Annotated in this window: 12 protein-coding genes; 4 read left to right on the top strand and 8 right to left on the bottom strand. The window is 46.3% G+C overall.

The annotated features are described in order from the left end of the window. Positions 1 to 45: 45 nt before the first annotated feature. The 6 genes from AC3WS5_RS08050 to AC3WS5_RS08025 form a co-directional block, all read right to left on the bottom strand. On the bottom strand, positions 46 to 3,465 hold the full coding sequence (locus AC3WS5_RS08050) for a DUF1080 domain-containing protein (protein ID WP_492466782.1): 3,420 nt from the start codon (positions 3,463 to 3,465) through the stop codon (positions 46 to 48). A 20-nt stretch (positions 3,466 to 3,485) separates the two neighbouring features. Next, on the bottom strand, positions 3,486 to 4,739 hold the full coding sequence (locus tag AC3WS5_RS08045; protein WP_492466781.1) for a Gfo/Idh/MocA family oxidoreductase: 1,254 nt from the start codon (positions 4,737 to 4,739) through the stop codon (positions 3,486 to 3,488). 418 nt (positions 4,740 to 5,157) lie between these two features. Next, entirely contained in the window at positions 5,158 to 6,030 is an 873-nt protein-coding gene (locus AC3WS5_RS08040) for a sugar phosphate isomerase/epimerase family protein (RefSeq protein WP_492466780.1), read from the bottom strand. Positions 6,031 to 6,090: 60 nt separating this feature from the next. Further along, positions 6,091 to 6,969, bottom strand: a complete 879-nt coding sequence (locus AC3WS5_RS08035) for a sugar phosphate isomerase/epimerase family protein (RefSeq protein ID WP_492466779.1) — start codon at positions 6,967 to 6,969, stop codon at positions 6,091 to 6,093. Between the two features lie 73 nt (positions 6,970 to 7,042). Beyond that, positions 7,043 to 7,876: a 3-keto-disaccharide hydrolase gene (locus AC3WS5_RS08030; protein WP_492466778.1), complete on the bottom strand. Its 834-nt coding sequence runs from the start codon at positions 7,874 to 7,876 to the stop codon at positions 7,043 to 7,045. A gap of 42 nt (positions 7,877 to 7,918) precedes the next feature. Further along, positions 7,919 to 9,397, bottom strand: a complete 1,479-nt coding sequence (locus AC3WS5_RS08025; RefSeq protein ID WP_492466777.1) for a glycoside 3-dehydrogenase — start codon at positions 9,395 to 9,397, stop codon at positions 7,919 to 7,921. Positions 9,398 to 9,677: 280 nt separating this feature from the next. Here AC3WS5_RS08025 and AC3WS5_RS08020 point away from each other — a divergent pair, with 280 nt between their 5' ends. Together AC3WS5_RS08020 and AC3WS5_RS08015 are read left to right on the top strand one after the other, a co-directional pair. Continuing rightward, positions 9,678 to 10,085 (top strand): c-type cytochrome, encoded by a 408-nt coding sequence (locus AC3WS5_RS08020; RefSeq protein WP_492466776.1) that lies wholly within the window; start codon positions 9,678 to 9,680, stop codon positions 10,083 to 10,085. A 33-nt stretch (positions 10,086 to 10,118) separates the two neighbouring features. Then, positions 10,119 to 10,946 carry a 3-keto-disaccharide hydrolase gene (locus AC3WS5_RS08015; protein ID WP_492466775.1) on the top strand — a complete coding sequence of 276 codons (828 nt, stop codon included), beginning with the start codon at positions 10,119 to 10,121 and terminating at the stop codon, positions 10,944 to 10,946. A 53-nt stretch (positions 10,947 to 10,999) separates the two neighbouring features. On the opposite strand, the gene pyk is transcribed toward AC3WS5_RS08015, so the two are convergent. Then, the gene (gene pyk, locus AC3WS5_RS08010; RefSeq protein WP_492466774.1) at positions 11,000 to 12,490 is read right to left on the bottom strand and encodes a pyruvate kinase; all 1,491 of its coding nucleotides are present in this window, start codon (positions 12,488 to 12,490) and stop codon (positions 11,000 to 11,002) included. Between the two features lie 241 nt (positions 12,491 to 12,731). Next, positions 12,732 to 13,952 (bottom strand): 6-phosphofructokinase, encoded by a 1,221-nt coding sequence (locus AC3WS5_RS08005; protein WP_492466773.1) that lies wholly within the window; start codon positions 13,950 to 13,952, stop codon positions 12,732 to 12,734. A gap of 293 nt (positions 13,953 to 14,245) precedes the next feature. Here AC3WS5_RS08005 and pfkA point away from each other — a divergent pair, with 293 nt between their 5' ends. Together pfkA and AC3WS5_RS07995 are read left to right on the top strand one after the other, a co-directional pair. Next, positions 14,246 to 15,229: a 6-phosphofructokinase gene (gene pfkA / locus AC3WS5_RS08000; protein ID WP_492466772.1), complete on the top strand. Its 984-nt coding sequence runs from the start codon at positions 14,246 to 14,248 to the stop codon at positions 15,227 to 15,229. 136 nt (positions 15,230 to 15,365) lie between these two features. Next, a complete protein-coding gene (locus AC3WS5_RS07995; RefSeq protein WP_492466771.1) occupies positions 15,366 to 17,474 on the top strand; it encodes a prolyl oligopeptidase family serine peptidase in 2,109 nt (702 codons plus the stop codon). Positions 17,475 to 17,493: the final 19 nt, after the last annotated feature.

The raw sequence follows: 17,493 nt of genomic DNA, 5'->3' as shown, positions 1-17,493 counted from the left end.
TTATATATATTAAAAAATTAATATCTGATATCTAAAATCTAACGTCTAATTTTTCCCTCCCAGTTCCTTTATTCTCAGGTTTCTGAATTTCAGCGCCGATCCATGTCCCAGGAACCCGATATGACCTTTTTTGTTCAATAGCCCCGGATGCGGCTTCTTATCAGCGGTCTGTGTATTATTCTTGCTGGCAACAGCTATGTCGCCATCCAGGATTACCTTTCCATTCAGTTTAACAATGATTCGATTTCCATTAGCGGTAACTTCCTCTTCATTCCATTCACCCACGGGTTTCAGGTAACCCCGCAACGCAGGAATGACGCCATATACGGAGCCGTGATACTGGTACTCGTGCAGGTCTTTGTAAATCGGCGCTTCATTATCCAGGATCTGAATTTCCATGCCAACATAAGCCGCATCACCTTCAGTTGGTGTCCGGATACCCAATCCATTGTTCGCACCCGGTGTTAATTGAAATTCAAAACGCATGACGAAATTACTGTATTCCTTTTCTGTATAAAGATTCCGATTTTCGCCCCGCTCGGATTTTGATGCGGGCTCGCACACGATCATGCCGCCGGAAGCAAAGTAGTTGTTCTTGTTTCCCGTCCAGCCTTCCAGATCCTTCCCATTGAATAGAGGAACAAATCCTTCTTTCTTTTCCTGTTCGCTAACTGCGTAAGGTTCCGGCCGGGGGATTTCCCGCACATAGACATCGCGAAATTCGAGGCGGGTACCGTGTGCCTGAAGTTCAATCGCTTCTTTATCAAAAATTGGTAGTTTTCTATCCCAGTAATTCTCCAAAACCACCTGGTTTGTTACCAGTTGCCCATTGAGGTAAACCGTAACACGGTCGCCTACCATTCGGATACGGAATGTATTCCAGTCGTTGATAGGATTATCCGCCACCACCAATGGATTGCTGGCATGCGTTTTATTGTTGTACAATCCTCCGGACCCTACCTGCGCACCCACTTCCACACGGGAAGTGTCCCAGGTCTGAACCTGCGGTGATCCTCGCAGGTACACGCCGCCATCGCCCTTGGCTTCCATACGCCAATCCAGGACCAGGTCAAAATCCTGGTACATTTTGGTGGATACGAGGTTGTCAAATCCTTTTCCTTCAAATACCAGCACACCATTTTCCACGCGCCAGTCTTTTCTCATTTGTTCATCTGCCTTTACCTGTTTGGCAGCAAGCTCGGACGCACTCATCTTAGCCCTGGCAATAGGATTTTCAACCAGACCTTTCCAGCCACTCAAATCGGTTCCATTGAACATAGAGACGAAACCGGGGCCTTTAGGCAGACCAGCTAAATGCCTGAGCAGGGCTTGTTTGGCGTACTCGGATTCCGGCTGCTTGTTGAGCTCAATTGATTTTTGAGCGATGCGCTCTACCATTTCACCGTTTAACCCCGGGTTATCCAAAATGATATTGTTAACTGCCCAAACGGCCGTAGGCATCAGTTGCGGATCATCCAGATATTTCGCCACGAATACCAGGGAGAGCAGCGTACTGTTGCGCGAAATTCCATTGATAATATTTTGCTTCTGGCTGACCTTGTCTGCCAGGTCCATCGCTTTTCTGAATAATAAAACTTTTTGATCTGTAGGGTAGGAGGTCTTGTTGATGCCTTCGATAATACTAGTCAATGCCTGGTCGCGAAACGCGCTGTTATTTGTTTTTTTTGCAATATTAAACAGGGCATCCAGTGCATCCGAATTGCTCCACCTGGTCAGCGCCTTTACTGCAAGTGCTTGTTGCTCTTCCTTACCGGTTTCGTATTCATTCACGATTTTTTGAAGTGCTTTCTTACTGCCGTTCATAGCCAATACATCATAATAGCGCGTTGAACCGGTTGGATTAGCTTTCATGAGGTTTTCTACCGATGCTACCAGCTGGGTTTTATCTCCCTGGTTTAAAGCTTGAAATAATGCCATTTGAAGGGCTTCTGTTTCTGCCGCATTGTCTGACCGAGTCAATAATGCCGCAACCCGTTCGGTATCTTCTTTTCCAACGACTGAGTGCAGTGCCTGAACCGCCGCGAGCCTGGTCCCTGGGTCTTTGCTGGCCGCTTCAGCCAGAATCAGGTTTGAGTAGGCTGTTGCCTGGCGATTGGCAAGAATCCCGATCAGCGCAATCCTGGCTTCCCCGGAGGATCGGGGCAATGCTGCAGCCGCAGCGTCAGCCACGCGATTCCCGCTAATAGTCTGAAGGGCCGATGCCGTTTTCTCAATTAAGTTCTTATCGCTCTTCAGCATCAATTCGATCAATGGCGATATAGCCTGTTCTCCACCAGCACTTGCTAAGGCCTGAACAGCCGCTGTCTGTACAACACCCGATTTATCCTGCAAGTATTCTTTAAATAATGGAATGCCGGCTGCATCTTTCTTTTGTCCCATCATGGTGATAATTTCGGCCGTCAGATCCTGATCCCTGCTGTCCCTGGCAATCTGTTGCAACTCTGTTGAAATCGCAGGCGAATAAAGATTTGCCAGGTTGGACAGAGCTGTTCCCTGGTATTTTTTGTCTGATGATTTCAATGCTTCTATCAACTGTGGGAGGGATGCGGGTCCTTCAGCCTCTGACAGGAGCGATAACGCGGGAGATCTGAAAGATTCCGGTACTGAAGGGTTCGTCAGCAGTCGCTTTGCAGCTCCGGCCACTTCATTTTTTCTGCCCGACTTTAAAAGGTTGCTTAAATATAACAGATAGGATCCGGTGGCATTTTCGTTACCGAATTTGAAAGCTGACTTTGAAGCAGCGGTTTCCAGAATCGGTAGTGATTGTGGGTCGCCGATCCTGGCCAGCGAATACCATAGTACTTTTCTTAAATCCGGATCTGTTGCTGTGGAGGCAAGTTGTGCCAGTTTTTTCTGCGCCGGGGAATAGTGCATATCACCAAGGGCCTTAACAATGGTGAGTGTCTGGCTTTTTTTAGCGTTATTCAGCGCGGAAAGTAATGCATGCCCTGCTACCGGTGAGTTTACCCGAACCAATACCCTTGCTGCGGGGTCGCTTAGCCGCTGGCTAACAAGATATTTGCTGACCGAAGGTACGGCTTCATTTCCCGCAACCCATTGCAATTCCTGTAAGAGAAAATCCTTCACTTCATCGTTGGTGGCTCTGGCAATCGCTTTGGTCATTGCGACAGAAGCCAGTTTCACTTTATTCTTGTCACTCGATTTGCCGGTGTATTTCATCAGCCCACTAATCGCGTCGCGCTGGGCAGCGTCATCGCCGTTACCCGGAGCAACGATTCGTGAAGTGATCTGGAGAATTCCTGGTTCGCCCAGTCCCGAGAGTTCGGTCACAGCTTGGTTGAGCTGGGCTCCATTCTGTGCAGGAAACTGCATCAGAAGGTCGGCAACTTTTGTTTGAGTGGTCCTCAGGTCCGTTTTAGGCTGACCGGAAAGCTGAACGGCAAGAAGTAGAAATGGGAGAAGATATAGATAATTCCTTTTCATTGTTTGGTATTTAGAGATCATCAAAGGGCCCAGGGTGTCCTCATCGGTTGGCTGATTAATTTGTTAGCGACAGGGTCATTAATAAATTCGAGTTTTACAGGATCAAAATCAAGAGACCGGCCAAGTCTGACTCCTGCAATGGCCAGGTTTACCAGGGTGGCTGACCGGAATCCGTTTTCCTCGTTGAGGGCGAATTTTTGTCTGCGTTTTACGGATTCTGAAAAATCGGTGAGCTGGGGTGCCGGTTCGGGGAAGGCTGCCAGTTTTTTTTCCAGGTCCGGAATATCTGATCTCATACCAGGGAAAAGCTTACCCTTAGGTCCTTCAATAAAAGCAGCGTTTTTATCCCTGTTTTCTCCATCAAGAACTATTTTACATCCGTCTGTGTAGATCAGTTCAATTCTTCTCCAGGTACCTGCGGCATCCGGATTTTGTTGTGGTGCATCCACGTCAATGCGAACCGGACTCGTCTGGTCTTTATCCAGGATATATTGGACCGGATCAAGATAATGCTGACCCATGTCTCCCAGACCTCCGCCATCATAGTCCCAATAGCCCCTGAATGTGCCATGTACCCTGTGTGGATTATAGGGTTTGAATGGAGCGGGCCCTAACCACATGTTGTAATCCAGTTCAGGCGGAACGGGTTGTACATCCAGGTTAGTTTTTCCCACCCAGTAGAATTTCCAGTCAAACCCGGTGCTGGCATTTATGGTTACTTTTAATGGCCAGCCCAGAAGTCCGCTTGCGACCAGTTTCTTGATAGGCTGTACCGGGGTTCTCATGCCGTAAAAGCTATCTTTGAATCTGAACCAGGTATTTAATCTGAACATTTTGCCTGACTGCTGTATGGCCTCACGAACTCTTTTGCCTTCGCCAATAGTGCGTGTCATGGGCTTCTCGCACCAAACGTCCTTTCCGGCAAGTGCCGCATCCGCGCTCATGATCCCATGCCAATGAGGGGGCGTGGCAATATGAACAATATCGATTTCCGGGTTCTGTAAAAGTTCTCGGTAGTCGTGATATGTTTTGGTCCCTTGTGGTGATTTGGACAGTGCCGTTGCCAGATGTTTTTCATCCACGTCACAAATGGCGATCAGTCTCGAACCTGGATATTTGATATGACCCTGTCCCATGGCGCCAACGCCTATGATCGCTTTGGTAAGCTGATCACTTGGGGCAATATGCCTGTTGCCACCAAGGACATGAGAAGGTACGATGTAAAGGCCTGCAAGCGTAGCTATGCTGCTCCTGATAAATTTCCGTCGTTTCATTAATATATTTTTTAGGTCACCGCCTTTGGCGGTTAATGATTTTGTCCAATGCCTGCCTGTTGGGCAGACAGCGAACTTCGCAGTTACATTCTACTGCGTCAGAAAAATTTTTCAAGCTTTGTTTCATATGTTGATTTGCTATGGCTTTGTAGTAAGGGAATAATAAGTTTCGAAGATAAGTAAAAATGTGTACTCAAACATTCCCCTTTATTACCTTATTTTCAACAATATATTGAGGAAGCTCCCTGGTATTTGATATCAACGGGCAAAAGATTTCCTAAAGTAGGAAGATCTCGGAAACTTGAATGACTTCAATCGTATATCCTTTTCATTAGGCCACCAGCATTTGCCTGCACCCCTTTAGTGTCAGGGGTTACAGGCACCTACCGGCAATTTAGCCGAGGACGTCAGCCTCGTTTTAAAAATTAAGGTTATTCAGATAGGCCGCACCTTCTTTCACACACTCCAGAGGTGCCTTTTCATATGCCTCCTGTTCCAGGATATAATGGGACATGCCCAGCTTTTTGGCCTCTTTCAATATCGCGCCGTAATTGATAGATCCTTTTCCAACAATGCAACTGACGTTTTTTTCCCCGGGCTTCGGAGCAATACCCTTAGTCCTGTCTTTGATATGACATAACTTGAACTTGCCGGGATATTTTTTAAGCCAGGCAACGGGGTCCTGACCGGCCGAAACCACCCAGTACATATCCATTTCAAAATCCATGGAAGGGTGGGTCGCATTCTTCATAAAGATATCCTGGGGATACTGTCCGTCCTGTAACCTGAATGAATAGTCATGGTTGTGATAAGCAAAACGTATTCCATTTTTCCTGCATATCTCACTTGCTACATTGAAATCGTCCGCAATCTTTTTGTACTGGTCCAGGGTGGGCTGTTTTCCTATGTAAGGACAGATCAGGTAAGACATACCGATTGCAGCAGCATCCGCGGCCTTTTTTTCAAAATCCTTTCTGAAATCACAATGGCTGCTCACAATTTTCATATTCAGGGAATCCATATATTTCTTGAAACCTGCTGCGCCCATTCCCCAAAACATACCCTGTCCACCCTCAAAGCTTTCAATTTCTTTGTACCCAAACGATGATAGCTGTTTTAAAACACCTGCGGGATCACGAGGCAGGTCATCCCGTACTGAATAGATCTGGATGCCCAGGTTCTTAATTGTTCCCTTGCTGAAAGGATCTTTGGTCAGGGAATCTTTGAAGGTGAGCGTGAGGCCGAGCGCCGCCGCACCCGAGAGTTTAATGAATTCTTTTCTGTTGTACATGTTGATGGGGTTTTAATTTGTATAAAAACATTCTCAAAAAAGAGGCCACGGATGGATGAATTAGAACTCTTTCAGATTAATCAGGTAGTCGTAACTTTTTCTGATACTTTCAATGGGAGCAAAATTATAAGCTTCAACTTCAACGACCGCATGTTTCATTCCGCCAACACCGGTGTGCCTGAATATAGCATCAAAACCTACCATACCACTCTGCCCAAGTTCTTTATGATCTTTTATATGAAGTATTTCAAATCTACCGGGGTATTTTTCAAAATACTCCACCGGGCTTTGTCCGCCTCTCATAGTCCAGTAGACATCCATTTCAAAAAACACTTTGGAAGGGTCTGTGTTTTTCAGCATGAAATCATAAATCCGCTGGCCCTCCACTTCATTAAATTCAAAATGGTGATTATGATATCCAAACCTGATTCCCTGTTTATTGCACCGCTCACCAATTTGGTTAAAGTAGTCGCAGTAAGCCTTCAGGTCTGCCAGCGTTTTGGGCGCAGGCATTGAAGGCACTACTAAGTACTTCATGCCGGCGGCTTTATGGTCTGCAATACATTGATCCCACCATTTCCAGATGGCTTCCCAGTTAGTTTTCGAAATATCGCGGTCGAGCGACTTCGCAGTGTGTGAGGACAACACGATCATGCCGTTCTTTTCAATGGCTGACCTGAACTCGCCAGGGGTCAGGTTGTAGAATTTTCCTTCGTTGTAGCCGGCGGCTTCCACACCGGTAAACCCGATTTTGCCTACCTGTTCGATGGTGCCGGAAAAATCTTTCCGGATATCATCCCTGACTGAATATAACTGCAGATAGATTTTCTTCTGATTTCTGGCAAGTTTTTGAGATCCTGAATTCTTTGGGCCTGCACATCCCAGAAGAAGGCTGGCAGAAAAGAAAGCCAGGCATGTGTATAATAACTTGAGGTTCATTTGTAGTTAGTTTGAAAGAAAAAAAGTGTTCGGGCAATGAATGCCGGAACACTTTCAATAAAAAAATTAAATCCTAGTCTAAAATTTTAATCTTGATATTCCGGTACCACACATCATCGCCATGATCCTGCAGCCCGATATATCCTTCATGTTCTGGTCCACCGGCATTAATGAAATGCTCCCATCCCTTGAACTTACTTTCGTCAATCATTTTCTTCCAGTCATCTGTCCAAAGGTGATATTCCACAACATTAGATCCATTTTGTTTATGCACCACAGTTCCTTTATAAACCATGATCCCGCCTGTATTCCATTCGCCAAAAGGTTTGGCATTCTGCGGCTTAGCCGGAATCAGATCGTAGAGTGAAGCAGACTGACGGTTACCGTCTTTGCCAAGTTTGGCATCGGGGTGATTGGCGTTGTCAAGAACCTGGTATTCAGGAGAGGATTTCCATATCGGTTCGCCAGGAATTTCCTGAGCGAGATAGAAAACGCCGCTGTTCCCGCCTTTAGATACCTTGTACTCAAATGAGAGCTCAAAATTCTTGAATTTTTTTCCAAAAATTATGTCGCCACCATCTTTCGCACCGGCTTCACCCTCGCCCGATCCTTTAATTTTAAGGGCGCCATCTTCGATGACCCATGCTTTGGGCAGATCTGCGCGGCCGTAGCCCCGCCAGCCCTTGGTGCTGGTGCCATCAAACAGTGTGATCCATCCTGAATCAGCCTTTGCCGCTATGGCATTCCAATCTGCCTGAGACAGATCTTTGTTTGCTGTATCGGCGGCCACGGCCTTGGTGGAATCTTTTTCTTCGCCTTCTTTATTCTCTTTCGCTCCGTTGTTGCAGGAAGTTATGAGCATCGTTGTTAAGGTTATAGTAGTAAGCAGGTATAAAACTTTTTTCATGCTAATAGCTTTAATATATTTTATTTATGTTATGCGTATTAATTATCGGGGCATGTCGGGAAGTTTCCAACCTTGACGATACGTGTGTTTGATCAGTTCAGATGCGTAAGCCGTTGCGTCCGTCGGTTCCGTCCATGTTTTATTAAAGGTTGGGTGGCCGTCATGGATCTTGAATCCGTCCTTCATAACCGTCTTGATTTTAGCATCTGCGGGGATATTGGTGAAACGCATATTTGCGCCGTCCCAATCCAACACCTGATTCAGTGATTGCAGCCGAACTGCCAGCACGCCCATAGCTACCATTTCATTAAACGGACCAGCTTCGTTGAACGGGGATGAGGTCGGTACCCTGCTGGAAGCGCTTTCCTTACATGCACGTACCCAGTCCATTTCGTGGGAAAGAGTCACTTCCCTGTTATGCTTTGGTACGCTGGGTTTACGCCCGGATACGAGCCAGGGGTTAACTCCATAGCATCCGCAAAGCAGGGTGTCCTTGGTTCCGTAGAATATTACGCCGCCGCCTTGATCGTTCATGTCTTTACCCTGAGGTACTCCTTTTGGACGTTCAGGTTTCAGTCCTCCATCATACCAGGTCACTTCTACCTGCGGCATTGCAGTCTTATACATTCTTTTCCTTTCGGGGAATACATATTTAACTGTTTGGGCTACTGGTGCGCTATCATTCAGCAGCAGGGTAGAGCTTCCCTGAACTTTAGTGGGATACATTAAATTCAGACCTTTGAATACAGGATGTAGAATGTGACAAGCCATATCGCCTAGTGCGCCTGTTCCAAAATCCCACCAGCCGCGCCAGTTCCACGGTGTGTATATTGGATTGTATTCGCGATATTTCGCTGGTCCGATAAACAGATCCCAGTTCAGCGTATCCGCAGGTGTAACGGATTGTTCCGGTGTGTTCAGTCCCTGCGGCCAGATCGGGCGGTCAGTAAAAGCTTCCACTCGTCTAACTTCTCCAATTTCACCGTTCCATATCCAGTCGCAGACCTGGCGAACTCCAGCGCCAGATGCACCCTGGTTACCCATTTGAGTGGCCACTTTATATTTGTCGGCCAGCTTGGTCAGGAGCCGTGACTCATACACGCTGTGTGTAAGCGGCTTTTGGCAGTACACGTGTTTCCCCATCGTCATGGCTTCTGCGGCCACAATGGCGTGTGTATGGTCTGCGGTTGCGATCAGGACGGCATCAATCGACTTTCCGATCTCATCGTACATCTTCCGGTAATCATAATATTTTTTAGCGTTGGGAAATGCATCAAACACACCATTTTTACCCGCGTAACCCCAATCCACATCTGCAAGGCCGACGATGTTTTCGGTGGTCATCCTTTTCAGGTTCCCGAAACCCATCCCGCCTACGCCGATACCGGCGATATTCAACTTGTCAGTGGGGGCGATATGCCCAAATTTTTTGCCGAAGACGGTCGACGGCACAATAGTAAAAGCCGCGGCAGCTGCAGTTCCGTTTTGTAGAAATTTTTTTCTTGTAATTTTTGATGACATGGCTTCAATTTAATTGATGAATGAATATAATAAGTCAATGAGATCTGGTAGGAGTGCCGGATTACGGAGATCGTCGTTTTCTATGACAACATGTACAGGCATTCACTGGCACAGTTTAAAAAATCGCCTAAAATTAGTACTTTTTAACTTATTCCAAAATTTATCAGCCCGGAATCCGATTTTTTTTATTTTTCGTTAATGTTTTGTAATGAACGGTCAAAAAAAATGATGCTCAACTGCAAAATGGCCTATATTTACATTTTAAGCCAAACGATTAATTATGTTAAAGATGAAAGTTTTTTCCCTGGTTCTCGCAACCTTAATGCTAGCCTCTTGCGGAGGTAATGAATCTTCCTCGTCTTCAAGTGCTACTCCTCCGGCGAGTATGATTAAGAAAGCAGGTGCTGATTTGTCTTCGAATCCTGTATATGTAAAAGGTATGGAGTTGGTTGCCAAAAATCAATGCCTGACCTGTCACAAAATAGATGAAAAGCTGACTGGCCCGGCTTACCGGGAAGTGGCTAAGAAATATGCCGGTGCCAACGCGGACACTGTTGCCCGTCTGGCCAAGAAGATCATTGATGGCGGTGCAGGCGTGTGGGGAGAAGTACCCATGACACCACACCCCAATGTCTCTATGGATGATGCAAAAGCAATGGTAGATTACATTTTGTTGCTCAATCAATAAATCCTTTGGATTAAGCCTCTGGTATTGATCGTTATGAAAAAAATCATTCTGCCGGTTATCGCAATAGCCCTGGCATTGAGTAATTGCGCGCCGCCCCGGCCAGCTACCGCGCCCGCAAAGCCAGCGCCGGCGCCACCCGTAAAGCATAATAACCCTCCCGCTCCGGCAGCACCAGCACCGTCACCTGTTACCGTGGCAACGGTTAATACACTTTCGCGATCCGAAAAAGCAGCCGGCTGGAAACTACTATTTGACGGTAGCTCAACCGATGGCTGGCATGCATATGGCTCCCGTTCTATCGGAAATGCATGGAAGCCAATTAATGGTACCCTGTTCCTGGATGCGGGTAACAAAGAAGGCTGGCAAGTTAAAAGCGGTGGCGATATTGTAACCGATGAGGAATATGGGAATTTTGAGCTTCAGCTCGACTGGAAGATTGATCATGGCGGAAATTCGGGTATCTGCTTCTACGTGAAAGAAGATAAGAACAAGTATCCGCATATGTGGAGTACTGGACCTGAGTTCCAGTTGCTCGACAATGACAGTCATTCCGATGGTAAGATCCCGAAGCACCGGGCAGGAGATTTATATGATCTGATTTCTGCGAAGCCTGAACCCGTGGTCCGGCCGCTGGAGTGGAATCACGTGCTGATACGGGCTAACAACGGAAAACTTGATTTCTACCTCAACGAAGTGCATATCCTGAGTACCCAGCTCTGGGGAGATGCCTGGCAAAGGTTAATTGCCGGAAGTAAATTCAAAAACATGCCGGATTTTGGGACCTTCCATACAGGCAGGATCGGACTACAGGATCATGGAAATAGCGTCTGGTTCCGGAATATTAAGATACGCAGGCTTTGATTAGTCACGCGTGACTGATCAAAAAGCATGACAGGACTCCATCTGTCAGGCTATCAGCTTACATCTGTAACCTTGATCGTATTCGTGAGTAATTTAAGGTGTACGGGTGTGCTGCCGGTGCTCACCACAACATCACCCTTTTTTACCAGCCCATTTTTTTTGAGGATTTCAATCTGGTCGGCAAAGATGGTGTCCAGATCTACCGCATCATCATCATAAAAAAAACTACGCGTTCCCCAGGACAGACTTAATTGGTTGATGAGGCTGACCTCCTTGGTAAATATGTACAGTGGGACTTTTGGCCGGTAGCTGCTTAGCATAAATCCGGTGTAGCCGCTCTGCGTCATACCAACCAGGGCATGTGCAGCAATATCTTTTGCCAGGTTACACGCATTATAACAAATAGCGTCGCTGGCAAGCGTAGGAGAGTGCGGCTGCGGTTGAAGTTCATCGGCCAGGTAATAGCGATACTCCGTATTTTCAATTTCGAGGATGATTTTTTTCATGGTCTCCACCACCAATTGCGGGTGTTGGCCGGTAGCTGTCTCGCCGCTCAGCATTAACGCGTCTGCGCCTTCCAGCACGGCGTTCGCTACGTCTGTTATCTCGCTCCGGTTGGGCTTGGTACGCTCTATCATACTTTCCATCATCTGGGTGGCCACAATAACAGGCTTCGCACGATGAATACATTTTCTGATAATATTCTTCTGAATCAGGGGTACTTTCTCCACTGGCAGTTCCACGCCCAGATCCCCTCTCGCGATCATGACGCCATCCGAAGCGTTGATAATTTCACGGATATTAGGGATGGCCTCAGGCATTTCAATCTTTGCAATGATCTTGGTCTTGCTGTTATGTTTATCAAGAATCTTCCTGAGCTTTTTTATGTCCTCAACCTGCCTCACAAAGGATAGTGCCACCCAACCCAACTCGTTTCCAATAATAAAGTCAAGATCAGCCAGATCTTTAGCGGTGAGCGCAGGTAACGATATATGGGTGTCCGGGAGGTTCACTCCTTTTTTGGATGTGATTACGCCACCCAGCAACACCTCAACCAACACGTCATTATTAGGCAGGATCTTTCTGACTTCAACTTCAATTTTTCCGTCATCGATCATTATTTTGTTACCCACTTTTACATCGTTGTGAAAATTGGGGTAGGAGATATACATACGTTCTTTATTCCCTACAAGCCTGGTGTTGGTAAATACAAATTTGTCACCCGGGCTGACCAATACGCCCCCGCTTTCTACTTCGCCGACCCTGAGTTTCGGACCCTGTAAGTCGCCCAGAATAGCTACATGTTTTTTTTCTTTCCGGTTGATCTCGCCGATATAATCAATGACCCTCTTTTTTTCTTCGTAAACACCGTGTGAAAAGTTCAGACGGAACACGTTCACGCCCGCCCGCACCAGACCCAGTAATTGGTCGTAGGTGTTGCAGGCTGGTCCCACAGTGGCAACAATTTTTGTGCGGTTAAATTCAGCCGGTTCTTCCCGGGGGTGGGTAGTTTTCGTTCCAGTTTTGATGTTTTTTGAAATCATTCCGATGTACTTATTGAAGGCTGCAATATCTGTTTTTTATTTCAGATCCGGATGAAATTAGTAATAATTTAAAATTTCAGCCTGCTGACGGTGTTCCAGGGCCTAAAGAGTATCTAAGTAAAGGAATTGCCAGCCGAAGTAAGGTAGGTCGGCCAGAGAGGCCAGACTGAATACTTTTTTTTCAGATGAAAACAAAACGCCGCCATTTGGGGCGGCGCGTTGTCTCATAACGTTTAAATAATCAATCCCATTCGAGGATATGCTTAAAGACGTACTCTTCGGGATCTTTCAGGTATTTACCCGCAGCCTTTACATCTTCTGACATCAGGTACTGGATGCTGTCATTAAAGACCATTTGTGCATCGTGCGCTTCCATATTTACCAGGCGGGTACGAACCTTTCCGTTCTTATCTTCCACGTCTTTCAGGTATAAAGGATGCACATCTCCCGTTGTATCCGCAGTTACAACACAGCCGGTCATTCCCTGATCAAATAATTTTTTAACGCCGATACCAAGGTAGCTGCAGTATTGCAGATCATAAGCAGAGGGCACCAGGCAACGCAGTTCATAACCCATTTCTACCGGGCGGCTCTTGACATTTATACTCAATTGCTTCAGCTTGATCTGAAGTAATAGGTTATAAATATGCGCCTTGCTCACGTTGCCGAGCTCCGGGTGACCGTGTTCGTCATACGTAAATTGTATACCGGAAGATTCAATATCGTCATCGCTCATAAAGTGAAACACGCCTTCACTGACAATAGCTACTCCGTATGGGATCCCCAGGATCTTCCTTTTGATAATGGCGGAAATTATAAGTTTTGTGATCTTGTCCAGTGTAAGTTTGGTCTTGTTAAACATTTCCGGAATAATGATCATGGGGAAATGACAGGCGGCTCCGATCCCAAATGCCAGGTGACCGGCTTCCCGGCCCATTGCCGAAATGACAAACCAGTTCCCGGACGAGCGGGCGTCCTCGTATATTGTCCTTCCGATACGCACGCCTTCTTCCTTGGCACTTTGATAGCCAAAGGTTGGCATACCATCCGGCAGGGGCAGATCGTTATCAATTGTTTTAGGAACGTGAATATTCTGAATGGGGAACTTTTTGTCCACCATATATTTTGCAATCCGGTTAGCAGTAGAAGCCGTGTCATCCCCGCCGATGGTAACGAGCAGTTTTACGTTATTCTTCACGAAAAAATCTGTTTTGAATTCAAGGTCCGCTGGCTTATAGCGGCTCATGCGCAACATGCTGCCTCCACGGCCAAGAATCCCGTCGGCAAGCTCAAAGTTGATCTCTACAAAAGAAGGATTCTCCGTGAAAAGGTTTTTATACCCATCGTGAAGGCCAATAACACGGTACCCGTCCCTCAAAAAAATTTTTGAAACCGAACTAATCACTGTATTTATTCCGGGTGCGGGACCGCCACCGGCCAGGATTAAAATACTTTTGTTCATAATAGCGTTTTGTTATTTTTAAAAATTACGCAAATATAGGCTAAAACGCATTGTCAGTTTTAGAAGCTGCACCGGTCAAAAAAGCTTCCTGAAAAATACGCATGATCGGGGATGATTCAGAAGTCCACAAGGGCAGATATGATATAAATCACTTCCGGAGACCTTGATTTTACAAAATGTTATTTTCAATTCAACCGGGTAATTAGTAACTTTGCGGCCTCAAAATGAGCCGGTTTCTCGTCCGGCATTGAATCGAAATTGACAAAAAGAAGTTAGATAAAAAACGTTTATTTATGGCAGTGAAGAAAATTTCAAAGATCGGAGTCTTAACATCTGGTGGAGATGCACCGGGAATGAATGCAGCGATTAGAGCCGTTGTCAAAACGGCCTGGCACCATGACATTGAGGCTTTTGGGATTACCCGGGGTTATAGTGGCATGATCGATAACGAGATTCACAAGTTTGACCGCAGAGGAGTGTCAAACATTATACAGCGTGGCGGGACCATCTTGAAAACCGCCAGGAGCAAAGAGTTTCAAACTCCTGAAGGTAGGAAAAAAGCGTATGAGAATCTTAAAAAACACGGCATTGAAGGTCTGGTGGTCATAGGAGGTGATGGTAGTTTCAGAGGTGCGCGTGCGTTCAGTAGCGAGTTTGATATTCCATGCGTAGGTATTCCTGGAACCATCGATAAAGATATGGCAGGAACAGATTCCACCATCGGCTTCGACACGGCAGTGAATACTGCAGTCAGTGCGATCGATAAGATCAGGGATACTATGGAGGCGCATGAGCGTTTGTTCGTCGTAGAAGTAATGGGTAGGGATGCAGGCTATATTGCCCTGAACAGTGGAATTTCAACGGGGGCAGAAAGCATCCTGATACCAGAAAAGAAGGCCGACTTACTGAAATTAGTGGCAGATCTCTCTTCCAAGGGAACCCGGCATAAACACGTCAACCTGATCGTCGTTACAGAAGGCGACGAATATGGCGGCGCTGAAGGGATTAAAAATTATCTGAAACTGAGTTTACCTTCCGCGGACGTCAGAATGTGTATTCTAGGCCACATTCAGCGGGGAGGCTCCCCGTCGGCTTCAGACCGGCTGCTTGCGACCCGCCTCGGATACCATGCAGTGCAGTGTCTGATGGACGGAAAACACAATGTAATGATTGGCGTAATTAACGATAAAGTTAAGTTTACACCGCTCGATGAGGCAGTGAAAGCGAAACAGTCTATTAGCGAGGAATGGCTGACGATCGCAGAAACTGTGGCTTAATAAAATTGAATTCTAAAAGGGACTGTATTCATCGGGTGCAGTCCCTTTTCCTGATTTGGCGAAAGCAGATCAGGGTGGTTTAGCATTTAAATAGATTTTCTAAATATATTCGATGCAAATATAATACTACCGGAGTATGAAGAAAATTGTCTTGCTGTTTGTATTTTTTGTTGGAATGAAAGCTTATTCCCAAATCCAGTATCCCGTTACGGCGAAAGAAGTTGTTTCGGATGATTATTTTGGTACCCGCGTGGACGACCCTTACAGGTGGCTCGAAGATGATCGCGCCGCAAATACTGCTGTCTGGGTGACGGAACAAAACAGGTTAACGGACAGATATCTTTCAGAAATTCCCTACCGGAACCAGATCAGAGACCGCCTGGAAAAACTATGGAACTATCCCAAATTCGGAGCGCCGTTTAAGAAAGGAAAATTCTACTATTTTTTTAAAAATGACGGCTTACAAAACCAAAGCGTATTATATCGCGCACGGGATCTGCATGCAACTCCCGAAGTAATCATTGATCCAAATACACTGAGCAAAGACGGTACCGTATCATTGGGAGGGTTGTCTTTTTCAAAATCCGGAAAATGGATGGCCTATTCTATTTCAAAAGCTGGCAGCGACTGGTCGGAGATATTTGTGATGGATATGGAAACCGGCAGGCTTACGGCCGACAAAATTCAATGGACAAAATTCGGTGGTGCGGCCTGGCAAGGAGAAGAGGGGTTTTATTACAGCGGATATGAGAAACCGGATGAAGCTAAGAAGCTGAGTGGGAAAAATGAGTTTCAGAAAGTATATTATCACCAACTGGGGACCTCGCAGGAAAATGACCGGATCATTTACCAGGACAGAGATCATCCGCTTCGCTATTTTGGGGTTGGCCTGACGGAAAACCAGCGATTTCTAATACTGGATATTTCGGAGGGAACCAGCGGATCGGAACTCTGGTATTGGGATAAGAAAGACAAAAGCCAGTCATCGTTCAGGTTGCTGGTGAAGGGGTTCGATACCGAATCGGCGGTTATTGACAACGATGGCGATCACCTGCTACTGAAGACAAATTTTCAGGCTCCCAATTACAGGATTGTTGTAGTGGATCCACGTAAGCCGGCCCGCGAAAACTGGAAAACACTGGTAGCTGAAAACAGGAATGCGCTGCAACAGGTGGGCACGGGAGGAAGATATCTTTTCGCTGCCTATTTGAAAGATGCGGCTTCAAAAATTGTTCAGTATGATTATAAGGGAAAGTTGATCCGGGAAGTAAAACTGCCGGGAGTCGGGACCGCAGCAGGTTTTGATGCGGAAATGGGCGACAGCGATCTCTTCTATAGCTATTCTTCTTTTGGAACGCCACCAACTATTTATCGTTATCACATAGCAACCGGGCAATCTACCTTGTTCAGAAAAACCAAGGTAAATCTGCGACTCGACGATATCGTGACAGATCAGGTGTTCTTCACCAGCAAGGATGGTACCCGGGTACCCATGTTTTTGACCTATAAAAAAGGGTTAAAGAAAGATAGTAATAATCCTGTACTGCTGTATGGGTACGGCGGATTTAATATACCGATGACACCCGGATTCGGCGTAAGTAGCGCATTCTTCATAGAACAGGGCGGCATTTATGCTGTGGTCAACCTAAGGGGTGGTAGCGAATATGGAGAACCCTGGCACAAAGCTGGGATGCTGCTAAAAAAACAAAACGTATTTGACGATTTTATTGCCGCAGCGCAATATCTGATTGACAAGAAATTTTCCAGGTCAGAGAAAATGGCAATGCGCGGCGGCAGCAACGGGGGGCTCCTGGTCGGTGCTGTGATGACTCAGCGCCCGGATCTTTTTAAGGTGGCGATTCCGCAGGTAGGCGTATTGGATATGTTGCGATTTCAAAAATTCACGGTAGGATGGGGATGGGTGACGGAATACGGCAGCGCCGACTCCGCAAAGTATTTCCCCTATCTGTATAAATATTCACCATATCATAATCTGAAAAAAAATGTTTCTTATCCTGCAACGCTGATCACAACCGGTGATCATGATGACAGGGTCGTACCGGCACATTCCTTTAAATTCGCTACCAGGCTGCAAGAGTATCAACAGGGGAATAATCCCGTACTTATTCGCATTGAAACCAATGCAGGGCACGGGGCGGGTAAACCAACTCAAAAGGTCATCAGTGAAGCGGCCGACATCTGGGCATTTACCATGTACAACCTGGGCATGAAGTTTAAAAATTAGGTGACCAGGAGGATCGCTT

It is taken from the genome of Niabella sp. CPT15-335-S11 (genome assembly GCF_058792415.1).
This window is presented reverse-complemented; position numbering and strand designations above follow the sequence as displayed.